At 66.8% G+C, this 12,915-nt stretch carries 13 protein-coding genes and 1 other RNA gene; 6 read left to right on the plus strand and 8 right to left on the minus strand.

Translation table 11 applies throughout. The features are described 5' to 3' along the window. Nucleotides 1–239 precede the first annotated feature (239 nt). An RNA gene (gene rnpB / locus FPY90_RS04140) (RNase P RNA component class A) lies at nucleotides 240–605 on the minus strand. A 125-nt stretch (nucleotides 606–730) separates the two neighbouring features. On the opposite strand from rnpB, the gene FPY90_RS04145 reads away from it, so the two are divergent. Next, on the plus strand, nucleotides 731–1,519 hold the full coding sequence (locus FPY90_RS04145; RefSeq protein ID WP_307579697.1) for a YaaA family protein: 789 nt from the start codon (nucleotides 731–733) through the stop codon (nucleotides 1,517–1,519). On the opposite strand, the gene FPY90_RS04150 is transcribed toward FPY90_RS04145, so the two are convergent. The 4 genes from FPY90_RS04150 to FPY90_RS04165 all read right to left on the minus strand — a co-directional run bounded on the left by FPY90_RS04150 (nucleotide 1,516) and on the right by FPY90_RS04165 (nucleotide 6,023). Continuing rightward, nucleotides 1,516–2,016: a VOC family protein gene (locus FPY90_RS04150; protein WP_071214933.1), complete on the minus strand. Its 501-nt coding sequence runs from the start codon at nucleotides 2,014–2,016 to the stop codon at nucleotides 1,516–1,518. The two genes, FPY90_RS04145 and FPY90_RS04150, sit on opposite strands and share 4 nt — an antisense overlap. Continuing rightward, nucleotides 2,004–2,744 carry a zinc ribbon domain-containing protein gene (locus tag FPY90_RS04155; RefSeq protein WP_071214932.1) on the minus strand — a complete coding sequence of 247 codons (741 nt, stop codon included), beginning with the start codon at nucleotides 2,742–2,744 and terminating at the stop codon, nucleotides 2,004–2,006. The genes FPY90_RS04150 and FPY90_RS04155 overlap by 13 nt, the downstream gene beginning before the upstream one ends. Before the next feature lie 225 nt (nucleotides 2,745–2,969). Beyond that, the gene (locus tag FPY90_RS04160; protein WP_498683985.1) at nucleotides 2,970–4,739 is read right to left on the minus strand and encodes an HNH endonuclease signature motif containing protein; all 1,770 of its coding nucleotides are present in this window, start codon (nucleotides 4,737–4,739) and stop codon (nucleotides 2,970–2,972) included. A 189-nt stretch (nucleotides 4,740–4,928) separates the two neighbouring features. Beyond that, nucleotides 4,929–6,023, minus strand: coding sequence for a Nif3-like dinuclear metal center hexameric protein (locus FPY90_RS04165; RefSeq protein ID WP_498683987.1), 1,095 nt, complete (start codon nucleotides 6,021–6,023; stop codon nucleotides 4,929–4,931). Nucleotides 6,024–6,224: 201 nt separating this feature from the next. On the opposite strand from FPY90_RS04165, the gene msrA reads away from it, so the two are divergent. The 3 genes from msrA (at nucleotide 6,225) to epsC (ending at nucleotide 8,510) form a co-directional block, all read left to right on the plus strand. After that, a complete protein-coding gene (gene msrA / locus FPY90_RS04170; protein WP_071215178.1) occupies nucleotides 6,225–6,767 on the plus strand; it encodes a peptide-methionine (S)-S-oxide reductase MsrA in 543 nt (180 codons plus the stop codon). 99 nt (nucleotides 6,768–6,866) lie between these two features. After that, nucleotides 6,867–7,802: a cysteine synthase A gene (gene cysK / locus FPY90_RS04175; protein ID WP_498683988.1), complete on the plus strand. Its 936-nt coding sequence runs from the start codon at nucleotides 6,867–6,869 to the stop codon at nucleotides 7,800–7,802. A 123-nt stretch (nucleotides 7,803–7,925) separates the two neighbouring features. Beyond that, the gene (epsC, locus tag FPY90_RS04180; RefSeq protein WP_071214929.1) at nucleotides 7,926–8,510 is read left to right on the plus strand and encodes a serine O-acetyltransferase EpsC; all 585 of its coding nucleotides are present in this window, start codon (nucleotides 7,926–7,928) and stop codon (nucleotides 8,508–8,510) included. A gap of 668 nt (nucleotides 8,511–9,178) precedes the next feature. Here the strand turns inward: epsC and FPY90_RS04185 are convergent. The 3 genes from FPY90_RS04185 to FPY90_RS04195 form a co-directional block, all read right to left on the minus strand. Beyond that, a complete protein-coding gene (locus tag FPY90_RS04185; RefSeq protein WP_071214928.1) occupies nucleotides 9,179–9,535 on the minus strand; it encodes a VOC family protein in 357 nt (118 codons plus the stop codon). 48 nt (nucleotides 9,536–9,583) lie between these two features. Beyond that, nucleotides 9,584–10,051, minus strand: a complete 468-nt coding sequence (locus FPY90_RS04190) for a winged helix-turn-helix transcriptional regulator (RefSeq protein ID WP_083411239.1) — start codon at nucleotides 10,049–10,051, stop codon at nucleotides 9,584–9,586. Nucleotides 10,052–10,125: 74 nt separating this feature from the next. Next, a complete protein-coding gene (locus tag FPY90_RS04195; RefSeq protein WP_498683993.1) occupies nucleotides 10,126–10,518 on the minus strand; it encodes a tautomerase family protein in 393 nt (130 codons plus the stop codon). 314 nt (nucleotides 10,519–10,832) lie between these two features. Here FPY90_RS04195 and FPY90_RS04200 point away from each other — a divergent pair, with 314 nt between their 5' ends. Together FPY90_RS04200 and FPY90_RS04205 are read left to right on the plus strand one after the other, a co-directional pair. Further along, nucleotides 10,833–11,354, plus strand: a complete 522-nt coding sequence (locus FPY90_RS04200) for a PaaI family thioesterase (protein ID WP_498683994.1) — start codon at nucleotides 10,833–10,835, stop codon at nucleotides 11,352–11,354. Between the two features lie 17 nt (nucleotides 11,355–11,371). Continuing rightward, entirely contained in the window at nucleotides 11,372–12,613 is a 1,242-nt protein-coding gene (locus FPY90_RS04205) for an MFS transporter (RefSeq protein WP_498683998.1), read from the plus strand. Nucleotides 12,614–12,915 lie beyond the last annotated feature (302 nt).

Genomic DNA, 12,915 nt, shown 5'->3' on the forward strand with positions numbered 1-12,915 from the left:
CTGAAGGCAAGTCTGCGTTTCTGCCTGTGCGGGAAGGTGCGCCGGCATGAGTTGCTCGATGATTGGGCGTGCCGGGCGGCCTTGATACGGCTCTTCCACATCCGCCGGGCGAAGATTCGTGGCGGTTTCATGGCGTTCAGCCCGTGATGCGCCGGGCGTCCTCGGGAATCCCGGCGTCATGCTGGACCACGCAAGAGCCGCTGCCCCCCGTTGCTTGCAAGTGATGCGGCGGCGTTGAATGGACGGGATGACACGTACGCCGGGTTTTGTGCCGCGGTCGGTTACCCGAATCACGGTGACGATCATCTATCTAGGAGTGCCGTTGCCGACACCCTCAAGCGGTCCACCCGACTGCATTGAGCGAACAACCCAGCAGTCTGTCTGACCTTGCTCCGGGTGGGGTTTACCAAGCCACTCCAGTCACCTGGAATGCTGGTGGTCTCTTACACCACCGTTTCACCCTTACCCGCACGAATGCGGGCGGTCTATTCTCTGTGGCACTAGCCTGCGGGTTACCCCGAGTGGGCGTTACCCACCACCCTGTTCTGCGGAGCCCGGACGTTCCTCGGGCCACTTGCGTGGCACGCGATCGTCTGGTCATCCCGTCCAGCAAACAAGTCTAGTCGCTTTTGGGCTGCAGCTTGACACCAGGCAGGCGGGGAAACGCCATCTCCTGGTTGGCGGCGTAGCGGAGTCAGGGGAAAGGCCACGTGAAGACTAAGCTGGATCGGTGCTGATTCTGCTTCCGCCCTCCGAGGGCAAACAACCTGCCGGGAACGGCTCCCCGTTCAACCCCGACGAGCTGCAGTTCCCCGAACTGAACCCGCACCGCCATGAGCTGTTGAAGGCACTGGCAGAGGTGTCGGGTGCCGAAAACGCGCTCGAGGTGCTCGGCGTGGGCAAGTCGTTGGTCGCCGAGGTGACACGCAACATCGAGTTGCACACCGAGCCGGCGGCCGCAGCCCACACGGTATACACCGGTGTGCTGTTCGAAGCCTTGGGCTATGAGCGGCTCGATGCCGCGGCCCGGGCACGTGCGGATTCCAGCATCCTGGTGATTTCCGCGCTCTGGGGGGCCGTTGGATTTGCCGACCGGATTCCGGCCTACCGGCTGTCGATGTCCGTGAAGCTGCCCGAGATCGGGAAGCTGGCCAGCTGGTGGAAGCCGAAGTTGGCTCCGGTGCTCCAGGAGCGGGCCGGCGATTCGCTGGTGGTTGATTGCCGCTCCAGCACCTATGCCGCCGCCTGGGTTCCGCCGGCGGCCAACACCGTCAGCGTCTCGGTGTTCCAGCTGCGCGGCGGGGTGCGCAAGGTCGTGTCCCACTTTGCCAAGCACACCCGCGGGGAGTTGGCCTCGCACCTGCTCACCCGCGGCACCGAGGTGACCACCCCGGAGGAATTGCTGGCCGCCGCCTGCGAACGCTGGGAAGCGGAACTGGTGCCCGGCACCGCACGCAAGGCGCACCAGCTGAACATCATCCTGCCCGAAGACCACGCCTTCAGGGCAGTCGGCGACTAGCTCGCCGGATTGCCGCCGGCGGCAGCAGGTTCGGCGCCCCGGGGTCCGTCATTGACCGGCGCCTCGGCAACCAACTCGATTTCAAACCCGGCCGGGTCCTCCAGGTAGGACGCGTAGTGTGCCGGACCACCGGCATGCGGGTGGGTCTCGGCAAAGAGCAGCGCAAAGCCGCGGGACAGCGCCTGCGCGGTGAGTTCGTCGACCCTGCGGCGCGATCCGGCGGCGAAGGCCAGGTGGTTGACGCCCGGCGCCTTCCGTCGATGGGGTTCTTCGAGCACGTCGGGACCCGATTCCAGCACGATGTAGTCATGCGCCCCGACATAGCTGGTTCCGTCCTTCCAGGAGTCCCCCGGCGTGTAGCCAATTTCCTCGAAGAGCCAGCCGAGCGTGGCCCGGGACGCAGCAAGGTCGCGGACCCAGATCTCCGTGTGGTGCAGCCGACCGGAACGAGGCGAAATCACCGAGTCCTGGGCCGCGTGGGTGCCTACGCTCCCCATTCGTCGCTGCGCACCAGGATGGCGCCGGTGTCGGGGCAGAAGACCAGTTCGTCGGCCGGTGCCGCCTTGATCTCGCCCAGGTCGCCCGCGGACAACGCGATGCCGCTGGCCTCGGAGGTGCCGTGGAAGAGGCGGGCCGCACCGATACCGTTGCGGGTGCGCAGCCGCTCGTAGATGGTGATGAGTGCCTCGTCGAAGGTGGCCACCAACGTGGCTCGGGCCGCCCGGGATTCGGCAAGCTGGTCTTGCAGCGCGGCAACGGCGGCATCGCGGCGGGCCAGGTGTTCCGCATGTTCGCCGGTGCGGGTGGCGGTGAGGGATTGGGCCTGCGCTGCCCGCTCCTGCACGTCCTCGAGAGCGGACATGAGCTCAAGCTGGGTGTCTTCAAGCTCGTTGCGGCGGGCGGTGAGCGAGTCGATCTCGTGGGACAGCGCCATCAAGTCCTGGTGCGTGCCTGCCCCGGCATCGATGCGCTTCTGGTCCTTCCCGATGTGGGCCACGACCTTTTCGACGGCCCGCTCGGATTCCTTCAGTGCCGCGGCCGCGGCGTCGACCTCGAGCTGCACCTCGGACTGCGCTGCGCGGGCTTCGGCGAGGGCGGCTTGGGCTGCGGCCAGCTGTGCGTCGGCGGTGGCCTCGGCGATCTGTCGGGTGAGCTTGGTGGCCTGCGAGTCGAGCGCCGCCACGTCCAAGAGTCGAAGCTGTTCCGCCGGTGCTGCCTTTGCCATGGTGTCCTCCGCTGTGCGCGCTGTGGCGCTGCCGTTCCTGGTGAGCCGTGGCGATCAGTGACCGCCTAGGCCCAACCCTAGTCAGTCCGGGTACGTCGTGGTGATTGTGACCCGCCGGTATCTGCGGAAGGCGCACGTTCCTGCCCGGACGTGGGCCGCGAGGCGGGCGCGGAGAGCCGGTGGCACGGCGTTGGGGCAAGGCCGTTGCCTGGGCGGGAGTCGGTTTCAGGCGGCTGCGGCTTCGGGGTGGAAGACCCAGTTCCGCCGGGGTCTTTGAAGCGGGTCGCGTGACTTGGGCAGCACGACGAGCGGGATTCCGTCGACGTCCCGGATGCTGAAGTGTCCCGCGTGAAAGGCTGTGTGGCACCGGATGCAGAGCAACAGCCCGGAGCTCACGTTGGTCTCTCCCCCTTCGGAGAAGGGCTTAATGTGGTGGACCTCGGTGCGGTGCACGGGCATGGAACAGCCGGGGTTGGCGCAGCCGCGATCGCGGGCGGCGATGGCGCGCTTCTGGCCCTTGGTGAAGAAACGCTTGCGCCGGCCCAGGTCCAGGGGCTGGCTTTCCCCGCCCACGACCACCGGTGTGATCCCGGCGTTGCAGGCCATGCGGCGGGCCGAAGCGGCTGAGATGTACTGGCCGTGGCTGGTGAACCCGGCGGCTTCCAAGGCCCCGGTGAGCGCGGCGTAATCGATCATGACCAACAATTCGATGCGGGAGTTCAAGGGCATCCCGGGATCCGCGGCGGCGGGGTCCATCCAGGCGCGAAGTGCCTCGAACAGGGCGGTGGAGAGGCGTCGGGCGCGGCGCCTGGCGTTGGCCTCGTCGCGGGTCTCGCCGGGGTACAGGTCGTTGTCGGGAAGCCCGTAGGGGTTGGCGCAGGGCAGTGGCTTGCCCACGTCGTTGAATCCCGCACGCGGGCGCTGCCCGGCGGGAGTGTCCGGGTTGGCGGCCCAGTCGGGAATCGGCAGGGCGTCATCGACGCGTTCGATGGCCTCGGCGGCGCCGACAGTGCCCTGGAGTCCCGAATCCCCACGCAGCGTCGGTGCGGAAGCGGGTTCCGGGGCGGTTTGGGTGCCGGAGTCGGTGCGCGGATTGTTCAGGTCGTCGGCCAAGGTGCAAAGGAACTCGTGCCCCTCGGCGTCGGTGGTCAGCTCCCAAAGGTGCCCGGCGGGCCGGAGGCCACGGTAGCGCAACCCCTCGAACCGGGCCATTGCGGCCTCCTGCCGTTGAATGCTGGTGTGTCCAAGATCGACGGCCGCCTGCTTGAGGAACTTGCCGACGGCTGCCTCGTCGGCGGTGTGCAGGGCGCGGGCAACCTGTGCCTCCAGGGCGGCCCGTGCCGCGTCCGGGTCCGGTTGCGCCTCCAAGACCGGTTCCAGGGCGGCCAGCTTCGCCGCGGCGTTGGCCAGGGATTTCGGATCCGAGGAGCCGCCGACCAGCTGCCGGCCCAGGTTCGGGAAGGCCGGCGGGCGCGTGGTGCCGTCCGGGCCGGGGTGCTCCATGAGGCGGGCGTGGGTGCGGACACGGTGGGCGGCCTGGAAATAGCTCAGGTGCAGCTGGTTCTTGAGGAACTCCGCGGTGTCGCGGTGCAGGGGCTTGCGGTCGGGTCCGGTCACTGCATCCGCCGGCAACCCAACGGCACCGCTGGCGAAGCCGACCGGGTCTTCGAGCGCCGCGTTGGTTTGGGCCAGGGGTGCCTCGGTGAGGGTGTGGACCTCGGCGGCCTCGCAGGCGCCTGCGGCCAACAGCTGCCCGTAGGACCCGGTGCGGAACAGGCCCTCGGCCACACGCGCCAGTGCCGCGGCCCGGACCGGGGATCCGGCCGTGGAGGCGGCCGCCTCCTCCAGCACGCGGCGGGCGGCCAGGTCCACGATGGTGAGCAGCCGCAGCGGATCGACGGGGGTGCCGGGCCCGGAATCTTTTCCGGTGCCCGCCCCCAGGGCCCCGCCGAGTGCGGCGAGGGCCGTGTCGATGATGCCGGCCGGTGAGTCCATGGGATCCATCGTGCTCCCCCGCCTCTGCGCCCGCCACCACCTGCGGCAAATCTGTGGATAACCGGCGAAGGCCGTCCAATCGGCAGGGAACGGCGCGGACGTAAAAGATGCGGTGCGCTCTCCCCTGCGCCCGGGTGGTCCGGGCGGGGAGCGCGCACCGCATCGAGGCCGGTGGGCCGGGAAAGTCGGTTAAGGCGTCAGGATGAAATCCCAGGGGTCGGTGTTGATGGCCGAGACCCCGATCTCCACGTCGTGCCCCAAATCATGCAGCACGTTCTTCAGCGCGTCGGCGGCGGAGGGCAGCCAGAGCCACTCCGAGGCGAAGTGCGAGACATCGATCAGGTACGGCTTGCCGTTCAGCGCGGCCTCGCGGGCCTCGGAGGCCGGATGGTGGCGCAGGTCGGCGGTGACATACACGTCCGCCTCGGAGGCGCGGACCGCGTCGAAGAGCGAATCCCCGGCCCCGCCGCAGACCGCGACCTTGCGCACGATCCCGGCGCGTTCCCCGGCCACGCGCACTCCCCCGGCCACCGCCGGCATCGCGGAGTAGACGCGGGAGGCGAACTCGTGCAGCTGCATCGGCTCGGGCAGCATGCCGACCCGGCCTATCCCTTCCTCGGGCAGCCCGTCCCTGGAGGGCGCCAGCGGCTGGGTTTCGGTGAGCCCGAAGATGTCCGCCAGCACGTCGGAGACCCCGCCGATCGCCGAGTCGGCGTTGGTGTGGGCGGTGACCAGGGCGCAGCCGGATTCGATGAGCAGGTGCACGGCCTCGCCTTTGAACCCGTTGGCGGCCACGGAGTTGACGGGCTTGAGCAGCAGCGGGTGGTGGGTGATCAACAGGTCAGTGCCGCGGGCCACCGCATCGGCCACGACTTCCAGGGTGGGGTCCACGGCGAACATGATGCGCTTGACGGGCCGCTCGGGGCGCCCGACGACTGGTCCCACCGAGTCCCAGGGCTCGGCCAGCGACGCGGGCCAGAGTTCCTCGACGGCGACGAGCACCTGTCCGAGCGTTGGGGTGGACAGTGGCGCTTCGTCGTCGGCCGGTGCCGGATCGGGCGCCTCGGGGTCCGGGCCCGGGGCCGCGGTGTCCTGTCCCTGCTGCGCGACGGGGACCTCGGCGGTGCCCGGTCCGGGGTTGGGTTCCGTTGCCGTGGCGCTGCCGGCAGCGCCGGTCCCCTCGGGGTCCGCAGCCATGTTTGCGGTGTCGGCGGATGCTGGCTGGGCCGAATCGGACCCGGAGACGATACGCATGCCGTGCGGCTGCTGCTTGTTGCTCTGCATGCCTCTACCGTAACTGCCCCGGCCCCGAATGGACGCATGTGCGGCCCGGAAAATGCGCATCCGCGTGCCGCCGGGGGCCGCTGAAACGGCCCGGGAATGAAATCCAGGTATCGGCGCTTGAACACAGATGTGAACGACTTCTCAATCTCCAGCACCCCCATCCGCTTCGCGCCCCGCACGCAGGGCCCCGACGGGCAGTTCCTGAGCACCTTTGTGCTGGCCGGGGGCTGCTTCTGGTGCCTGGACGCTGTCTACCAGCGCACCCGCGGGGTGTCCTCGGTCATCTCCGGCTACACCGGCGGATGGGATCCGGCGCCGCAGTACCGCACGGTATGCGGCGGCAATACCGGACACGCCGAGGCCGTTGCCGTAACATTCGACCCCGCGGTGGTTCCGGACGACGTCATCCTGGACATGTTTTTCACGACCCACGACCCCACCACGCTGAACCGGCAGGGCTATGACGTGGGCACGCAATACCGCTCGGCAATGTTCCCGCTCGACGCCGCCCAGGAGGCCTTGTTCCGCGAAAGCGCGGGCAAGTTCGCGCAGCTCTACCCGGATCCGCTGGTGACCTCCTTCGAGGAGCCGGCCGACTTCTTCGTGGCCGAGGGGATCCACCAGGACTACTACAACCGCTTCCCTTCCGAGGGCTACTGCCGCGTCATCATCGACCCGAAGCTGGCCAAGGCGAGGAAATATTACGCAACATGGCTGGATGAGCCCGCCGCCGAGCGGTCCTGACTAGGCTTGTGGATCAAGGACACCGGCGCCTCGCAACGCCCCGGAGCCCAGCTGCACGCCATTATCCCGCACCGCTTGACCCCAAGGACAAAGGACACCATGTCGAAGATCTACAACGACGTCACCGAAATTGTTGGCCGCACCCCGCTGGTGGGCCTGAACCGACTGGGTGCCGGGCTGCCGGGCAAGATCGCGGTGAAGCTGGAATTCTACAACCCGGCCAACTCGGTCAAGGACCGCATCGGCGTGGCCATCGTTGACGCCGCCGAGGCCTCCGGGGACCTGCGCCCGGGCGGCACCATCGTCGAGGGCACCAGTGGCAACACCGGCATCGCGCTGGCCATGGTGGGCGCGGCCCGCGGCTACAAGGTCGTGCTGACCATGCCCGAGACCATGAGCACCGAGCGCCGCGTGATGCTGCGCGCCTTCGGCGCCGAGATCGTGCTGACCCCGGGCTCCGAAGGCATGCGCGGCGCGGTGGAAAAGGCCAAGGAAATCGTCGCCACCACCGAGAACGCGATCTGGGCGCAGCAGTTCGCCAACGCCGCCAACCCGGATGTGCACGCGACCACCACCGGCCCGGAGATCTGGAACGACACCGCGGGCGAGATCGACATCTTCGTCGCCGGCATCGGCACCGGCGGCACCATCACCGGCGCCGGGCGCTACCTCAAGGAGCAGAAGCCCGGCCTGCAGGTCGTCGCGGTGGAGCCGAAGGACTCGGCGATCCTCAACGGCGGCAAGCCCGGACCGCACAAGATCCAGGGCCTGGGCGCGAACTTCATCCCCGAGGTGCTGGACACCGAGCTGTACGACGAGGTGCTTGACGCGTCGATCGACGACTCGGTCGCCATCGCCCGCGCGCTGGGCACGCAGGAAGGCATCCTGGGCGGCATCTCCGGCGGCGCCGCCGTCTGGGGCGCCCTGGAAATCGCCAAGCGCGAGGAAAACGCCGGCAAGCTCATCGTCGCCGTGATCCCGGACTTCGGCGAACGCTACATCTCCACGCTGCTCTTTGATGACATCCGTGGCTAAGACAGCTGATCCATTCGGTGCCGGGGCCGGCTCGCGGGAAACCGCCGCCACCGGCACCGTTTCGGGTTTCACCCGCGGTGGGCCGGCGAAAAGCCGGAATGCCGCACGAACAAAGGCCAAGGTGTGAGATTCTTTTCCCGACTAGCCGAAGACCTGCGCGGGGCAAGTGCGCATGATCCCGCGGCACGCGGCAAGACCGAAAACTTCCTGGCCTACTCCGGCCTGCATGCGATCTGGATCCACCGGCTGACGCACCGGCTCTGGCAGAACCCGAAGACGCGCTTTCCGGCCCGGCTGATTTCACAGGCCGGCCGGTTCCTGACGGGGATCGAGATCCACCCCGGGGCCACCATCGGCCGGCGCTTCTTCATCGACCACGGCATGGGCGTGGTGATCGGGGAGACCGCCGAGATCGGCGACGACGTGATGATCTACCACGGGGTGACCCTGGGCGGGCGCTCGCTGGCGAAGGTCAAGCGCCACCCGACCATCGGGGACCGCGTGGTCATCGGCGCCGGCGCGAAGGTGCTGGGCCCGATCGTGATCGGCGCGGACTCGGCCATCGGCGCCAACGCCGTGGTGGTCAAGGACGCCCCGGCGGACTCGATCATCACCGGGATCCCGGCGAAGAACCGTCCGCGCACCGCCGAGGAGCACGCACCCGCGGTGGACCCGGCCGAGTACATCGACCCGGCCATGTGGATCTAGCTCCACCCCGGTACCCCCGGCAGCAACTCCCGCACGGCGGGCGGAACATTCCCTCACCAGGGAACCTGTTCCGCCCGCCGTGTGCGTTAATCGACGGGTCGCGCCTTGGGCTTGAGCCGGGACGAGGCCAATGATGAACAGCCCGTTCGAACCGATGGGTTCAGGCACTTGGTGGACGCCGGGAAGGCACGGCGCGAAGCGTGACGGAAGTGATGCACGCCGCGTTCCTCGGGGCCCTGGGCCGAGACGGGCCGGTGCCAGATGATGCGGCTTGCTTCCGGTGCCCGTACCGGGTCCGGAACCGAGAGCCCGCCACTGGTCCGCTCGGGCATTGGTGAGTCTTCGAACTCGGCGATCGAGCCGGCGATCCGGAAGAACGCCGCCCCGGTGCGGTGACGATGCCATGGTCCAGGACCACGAAGTCCACGCCTCACTCCTGCGGTGTCTTGGACCGGTCGATGAGGTTTTCCAACGCGCGGCCGGGCCCGTCCGGCCGGGTAACGGCGCGCTGGTCGCCGGGCCGGACGGCCGAGAGCGGAACTTTGTCGGGTTCGGGCCTACAGGCGGGTGTTCCCGATGCGCCGCCGAGGAACATCTGTCCGCACCCGGACGCGGGCAGGGCGTCGTGTTGGGTCTCGGGATGTTGATCGCGTCCTGAGATACGGGGTCTAGTTGGTGTGTGGCTCGGCGTCCGTGACGTGGATGGAGAAGTTCCAGGGGCCCTCGAAGGACAGCATCCGGCCGTCTTGGCGCGTGCTGATCCGGTGGTCCTTGAGTCGGGATTGAAGGGCTTCCAGGTCATCGACGGTGTGAACGTCGATGTCGACCCGGCCGCGTCCGAGGGAAGCGGCCCGCGCTTCGGCTCCCAGGCTGTTGCAGGTGTTCATGCCGATGTGGTGCTGGTAGCTCCTGATTGATAGGAACCGGGCGACGTCCATCTCCCCGGTGACTTCGATGCCGAGGATCCCTGGGTAGAAGCGGAGGTCCGTGCCAAATAGCGTCCACCTGCAGGTGTACGTGCCCAAGGGCTAGCCTTCCGCTGCCGCATTGGCCGGTGCCCCACATAGGTGTCGTCAGGCGGTGTTGATGCGAACGAACTCCACGTTCTCGTGGGGCTCGATCGTTCCACTTGCACTGACCAAGCCTGCCCGCACACGCTGGTGGCCGTCCCGCGTCACCGGAAGCACACTCAAACCTCGCTCTCGCGGGAGGTGTTCCTCGCCCCATTGCTGCATTGCTATCAGAACGACCTTCAGTTCGTTACCTGCTGCGGTCAGCCCATAGCCATCGCGCGTGCGTTGCCCTGCCTCCTGGTAGGGGATCCTCTCGAGGATCCCGTGCTCCACCAGCGCGTCCAGTCGCGCACTGAGCACGTCGGTTGCGATGCCCAAGGAATCCCGGAATTGCGCGAAGGTGCGCTTGCCAAGGTGTGCCTCGCGAAGCAGCAGAAAGCTCCACGAGTCGCTGAGAACCCCCAGACTGCGGGCGATGGCACATTGGCCCATCAATGCATCCGTCAAGGCTTGCGACTTTCTAGGCATGTTCCAATTCTAACGCTGGCTCCCGACGGCAATTCCACGGCCATGCGCTACCCAGCTCGCGTTGGGCACCCGACTCAGTTGCCCGATGCAAGCTGCAGCTCTCCCCTGCCGAAGGAGAAATTCTCCTTCGGCACCGGAATCAGTGCGATGAATACGTCGTCGGCACGGATACCCAGCGCTTCGACGACATTCTCGCAGATCGCATTCGTGAGCAGTCTCTTGTCCGCCAGGGGTCGCTCGGCAGTGAACAGCACGGTGATGATCACTGCATCGCCGCTGCGATTCATCCCCATGTATCCGGCGTCCAGGTAGAGCTCGTCCGGGTTGTGCGAGGTGATTGCGACGAACTGATCCTCGGCAGGAATCCCCAGGGCCTCGTTTAGCGCCCTCGGCAGCACCGCTGCCAGCGCACGCTTCTGTGCGGAGGTGAATCGACTCTCAGGGACATGGACCTGAAATACCGGCATTGCCAACAACCCTTCATGTTGCCTAATGTCACGCGTTGCAGCCCGACCTGGGTTGCTATAACAAAGCTAGCACCAATAGGATCAAAACAATCGCTCGCACCATATGACTTGCCTTCTAATCGGGAGGTGATGCGTGCGTTGCAGGACATCGAGTCACCGGTGACTTCATCCACATGCCGGCACCTATCAGTTCGACCCGTGGGAGAAATCGGTCGGCGAATGCTTCCGCACGGACCAAGACAATCTGGTGCCGATCACTTATCCCCCGTCGCATCGGGATTCCCCTCCCTTATCGATCACCCCAAGGACAGCCAATGACATCACCGCCCGACCCTTTGACGAACCGTTCGCGCACCATCCGCTACCACAGCCCCGAGGAAGACAAAACGAAGCTGTTCATCCGGACGGGGCTGGAGCAGCTGCGGGCGCTGGCCGACGGCCGGACCCCACCGCCACCGATCAGCAGCCATATCGGGCTGGAATTCGTCTCCGTCGCGGATGGCGATGTCGTGATGACAGCCCAGCCCGACGAGTCGCATTACAATCCAATTGGCTCGGTCCATGGCGGATTCTTTGCCACGCTTCTTGACTCGGTGTGCGGGTGCGCCGTGCACAGCACCCTGCCTGCAGGAGTCGGGTACACGAGCCTGGAAATCAAGGTCTCCTTCCTGCGGCCAATCACCGCAGAAACAGGCCCCGTCACCGCCCACGGCTGGGTCACCCGCCGCGGCAAGAGCGCCGCTTTCGCCGAGGCCGACATCCGGGACAGTGAGGGCAGGGTGTTGGCCACTGCCTCGAGCACCTGCTTGCTCATCCATCCGGATCCCGCCAGATGACCCGGCCAAACCCGGTCTTGCCTGAGAGCATTTCCCCTCCCGGCCGCCGCCTGGGCAGGCGTGGGGCGTTCTGGGCGGCGGCATCCGTGCTCGCTTTGGTGCTTTGGTCCTCGGGAGCCCCAAGCACGCTCTATCCGATCTATGCGGCGCAGTGGGGATTGACACCGGTCATCGTCACCACGGTATTCGCGGCCTACCCGCTCGCGCTGCTCGTCGTCCTTCCGATCCTTGGGAACCTCTCCGACCAGTTCGGAAGGCGATTGGTCATGGTAGCCGGCGTCGCACTCATCGCCGCTTCTGCCCTGATCTTTGCCTTCGCTCCCAATGTGGCATTCCTGTTTGCCGGGCGCGTGCTGCAAGGAGCCGGCGCGGGATTGGCGATGGGCGCCGGGACCGCTGCGCTCATGGAGAACAACCCCACGAGCAGCCCTCGTTTCGCCAGCTCCATGGCGACCGTGGCCACCGCGACCGGCCTCACCCTGGCCCTCGTGGTCAGTGGCGCGTTCGCGCAGTACTTACCGATGCCCTTGTTCTCGAGCTACGCAGTGCTGCTCGTGTTGTCCTTCGCATCCATCACGGCGCTGTTGTGCACTTCCGACGACAGGCCGGCCCGGAACCGAAGGTGGCGACCCCAGGCACCCAGCGTGCCCCCGGGCATTCGGCTCCGTTTTTCGATCGCCACCTTGTCGGTGGCCCTGGCCTATTGCGTGGGTGCCATTTTCCTCTCCCTCGGCGCGCACATGATCACCGAGTTCACCCAAACTGCGAACACCGCGATCGTTGGCCTCCTGCTGGGATGCTCGGCAGCGGCCATCGGAATCACCGCACTTTTCTTGTCGCGCGTCCCGGCTCACGCCTCGGTCTGGGTGGGAGCATCCCTCACTGTCCTGAGCCTCGGGCTCATGGCCGCCGCCAGCATGTTCGGGTCGATCTCGCTCTTCCTAGGCTGGTGCATCGTCGGCGGGATCGCCTACTCCTTCGCTTTTACCGGAGGTCTCGGTCTCATCAACCAAGCCGCTCCCGAAGGCCACCGCGGTGCAACACTGTCGCTGCTCTATTTGATCGCCTACGCCTTCCAGGCAGGCACCGCCATCGGCGTTGGCGCACTCGCGACCAGCAACAGCCTAAGCGCCGCTGTTGGGATCGCTGCACTGTCGCTGGCAGGCTTGAGCACCTCGCTATTCGTTCTCATGATCGTCGATATCAGGAAGCGACAATCGGACCGCGACCCATCCCCCGCATCAACCGAACGCACTTGACCCACTCCGGTCCATGCTTCCACGGGCCGCACCCGGGAAGAACGCCGCCGCCAAGTCACTGCGCGACTTGTGACGCAGCGTACGTGCTGTGGAGCTGTGCGCTCCAGTGATGAAACACGCTCGGCCGTAGCAACTACGTGTCCGCCACTGGCGCCTCGGCTGCGTCGAGGAAGCACAGCGTTCTGTCCAAAGCCGTCAGTGAGTCCCACTTGAATCAAAACATGAGTATACTCAATTATGAGCATACTCGGGCATGTCTTGTTGTGGAAGTTCGGAGTTGGGCATGCACGGGTACTTTGCCA

The sequence above is a fragment of the Arthrobacter sp. C2 genome, from assembly GCA_024207135.1.
Lineage (GTDB): Bacteria > Actinomycetota > Actinomycetes > Actinomycetales > Micrococcaceae > Paeniglutamicibacter.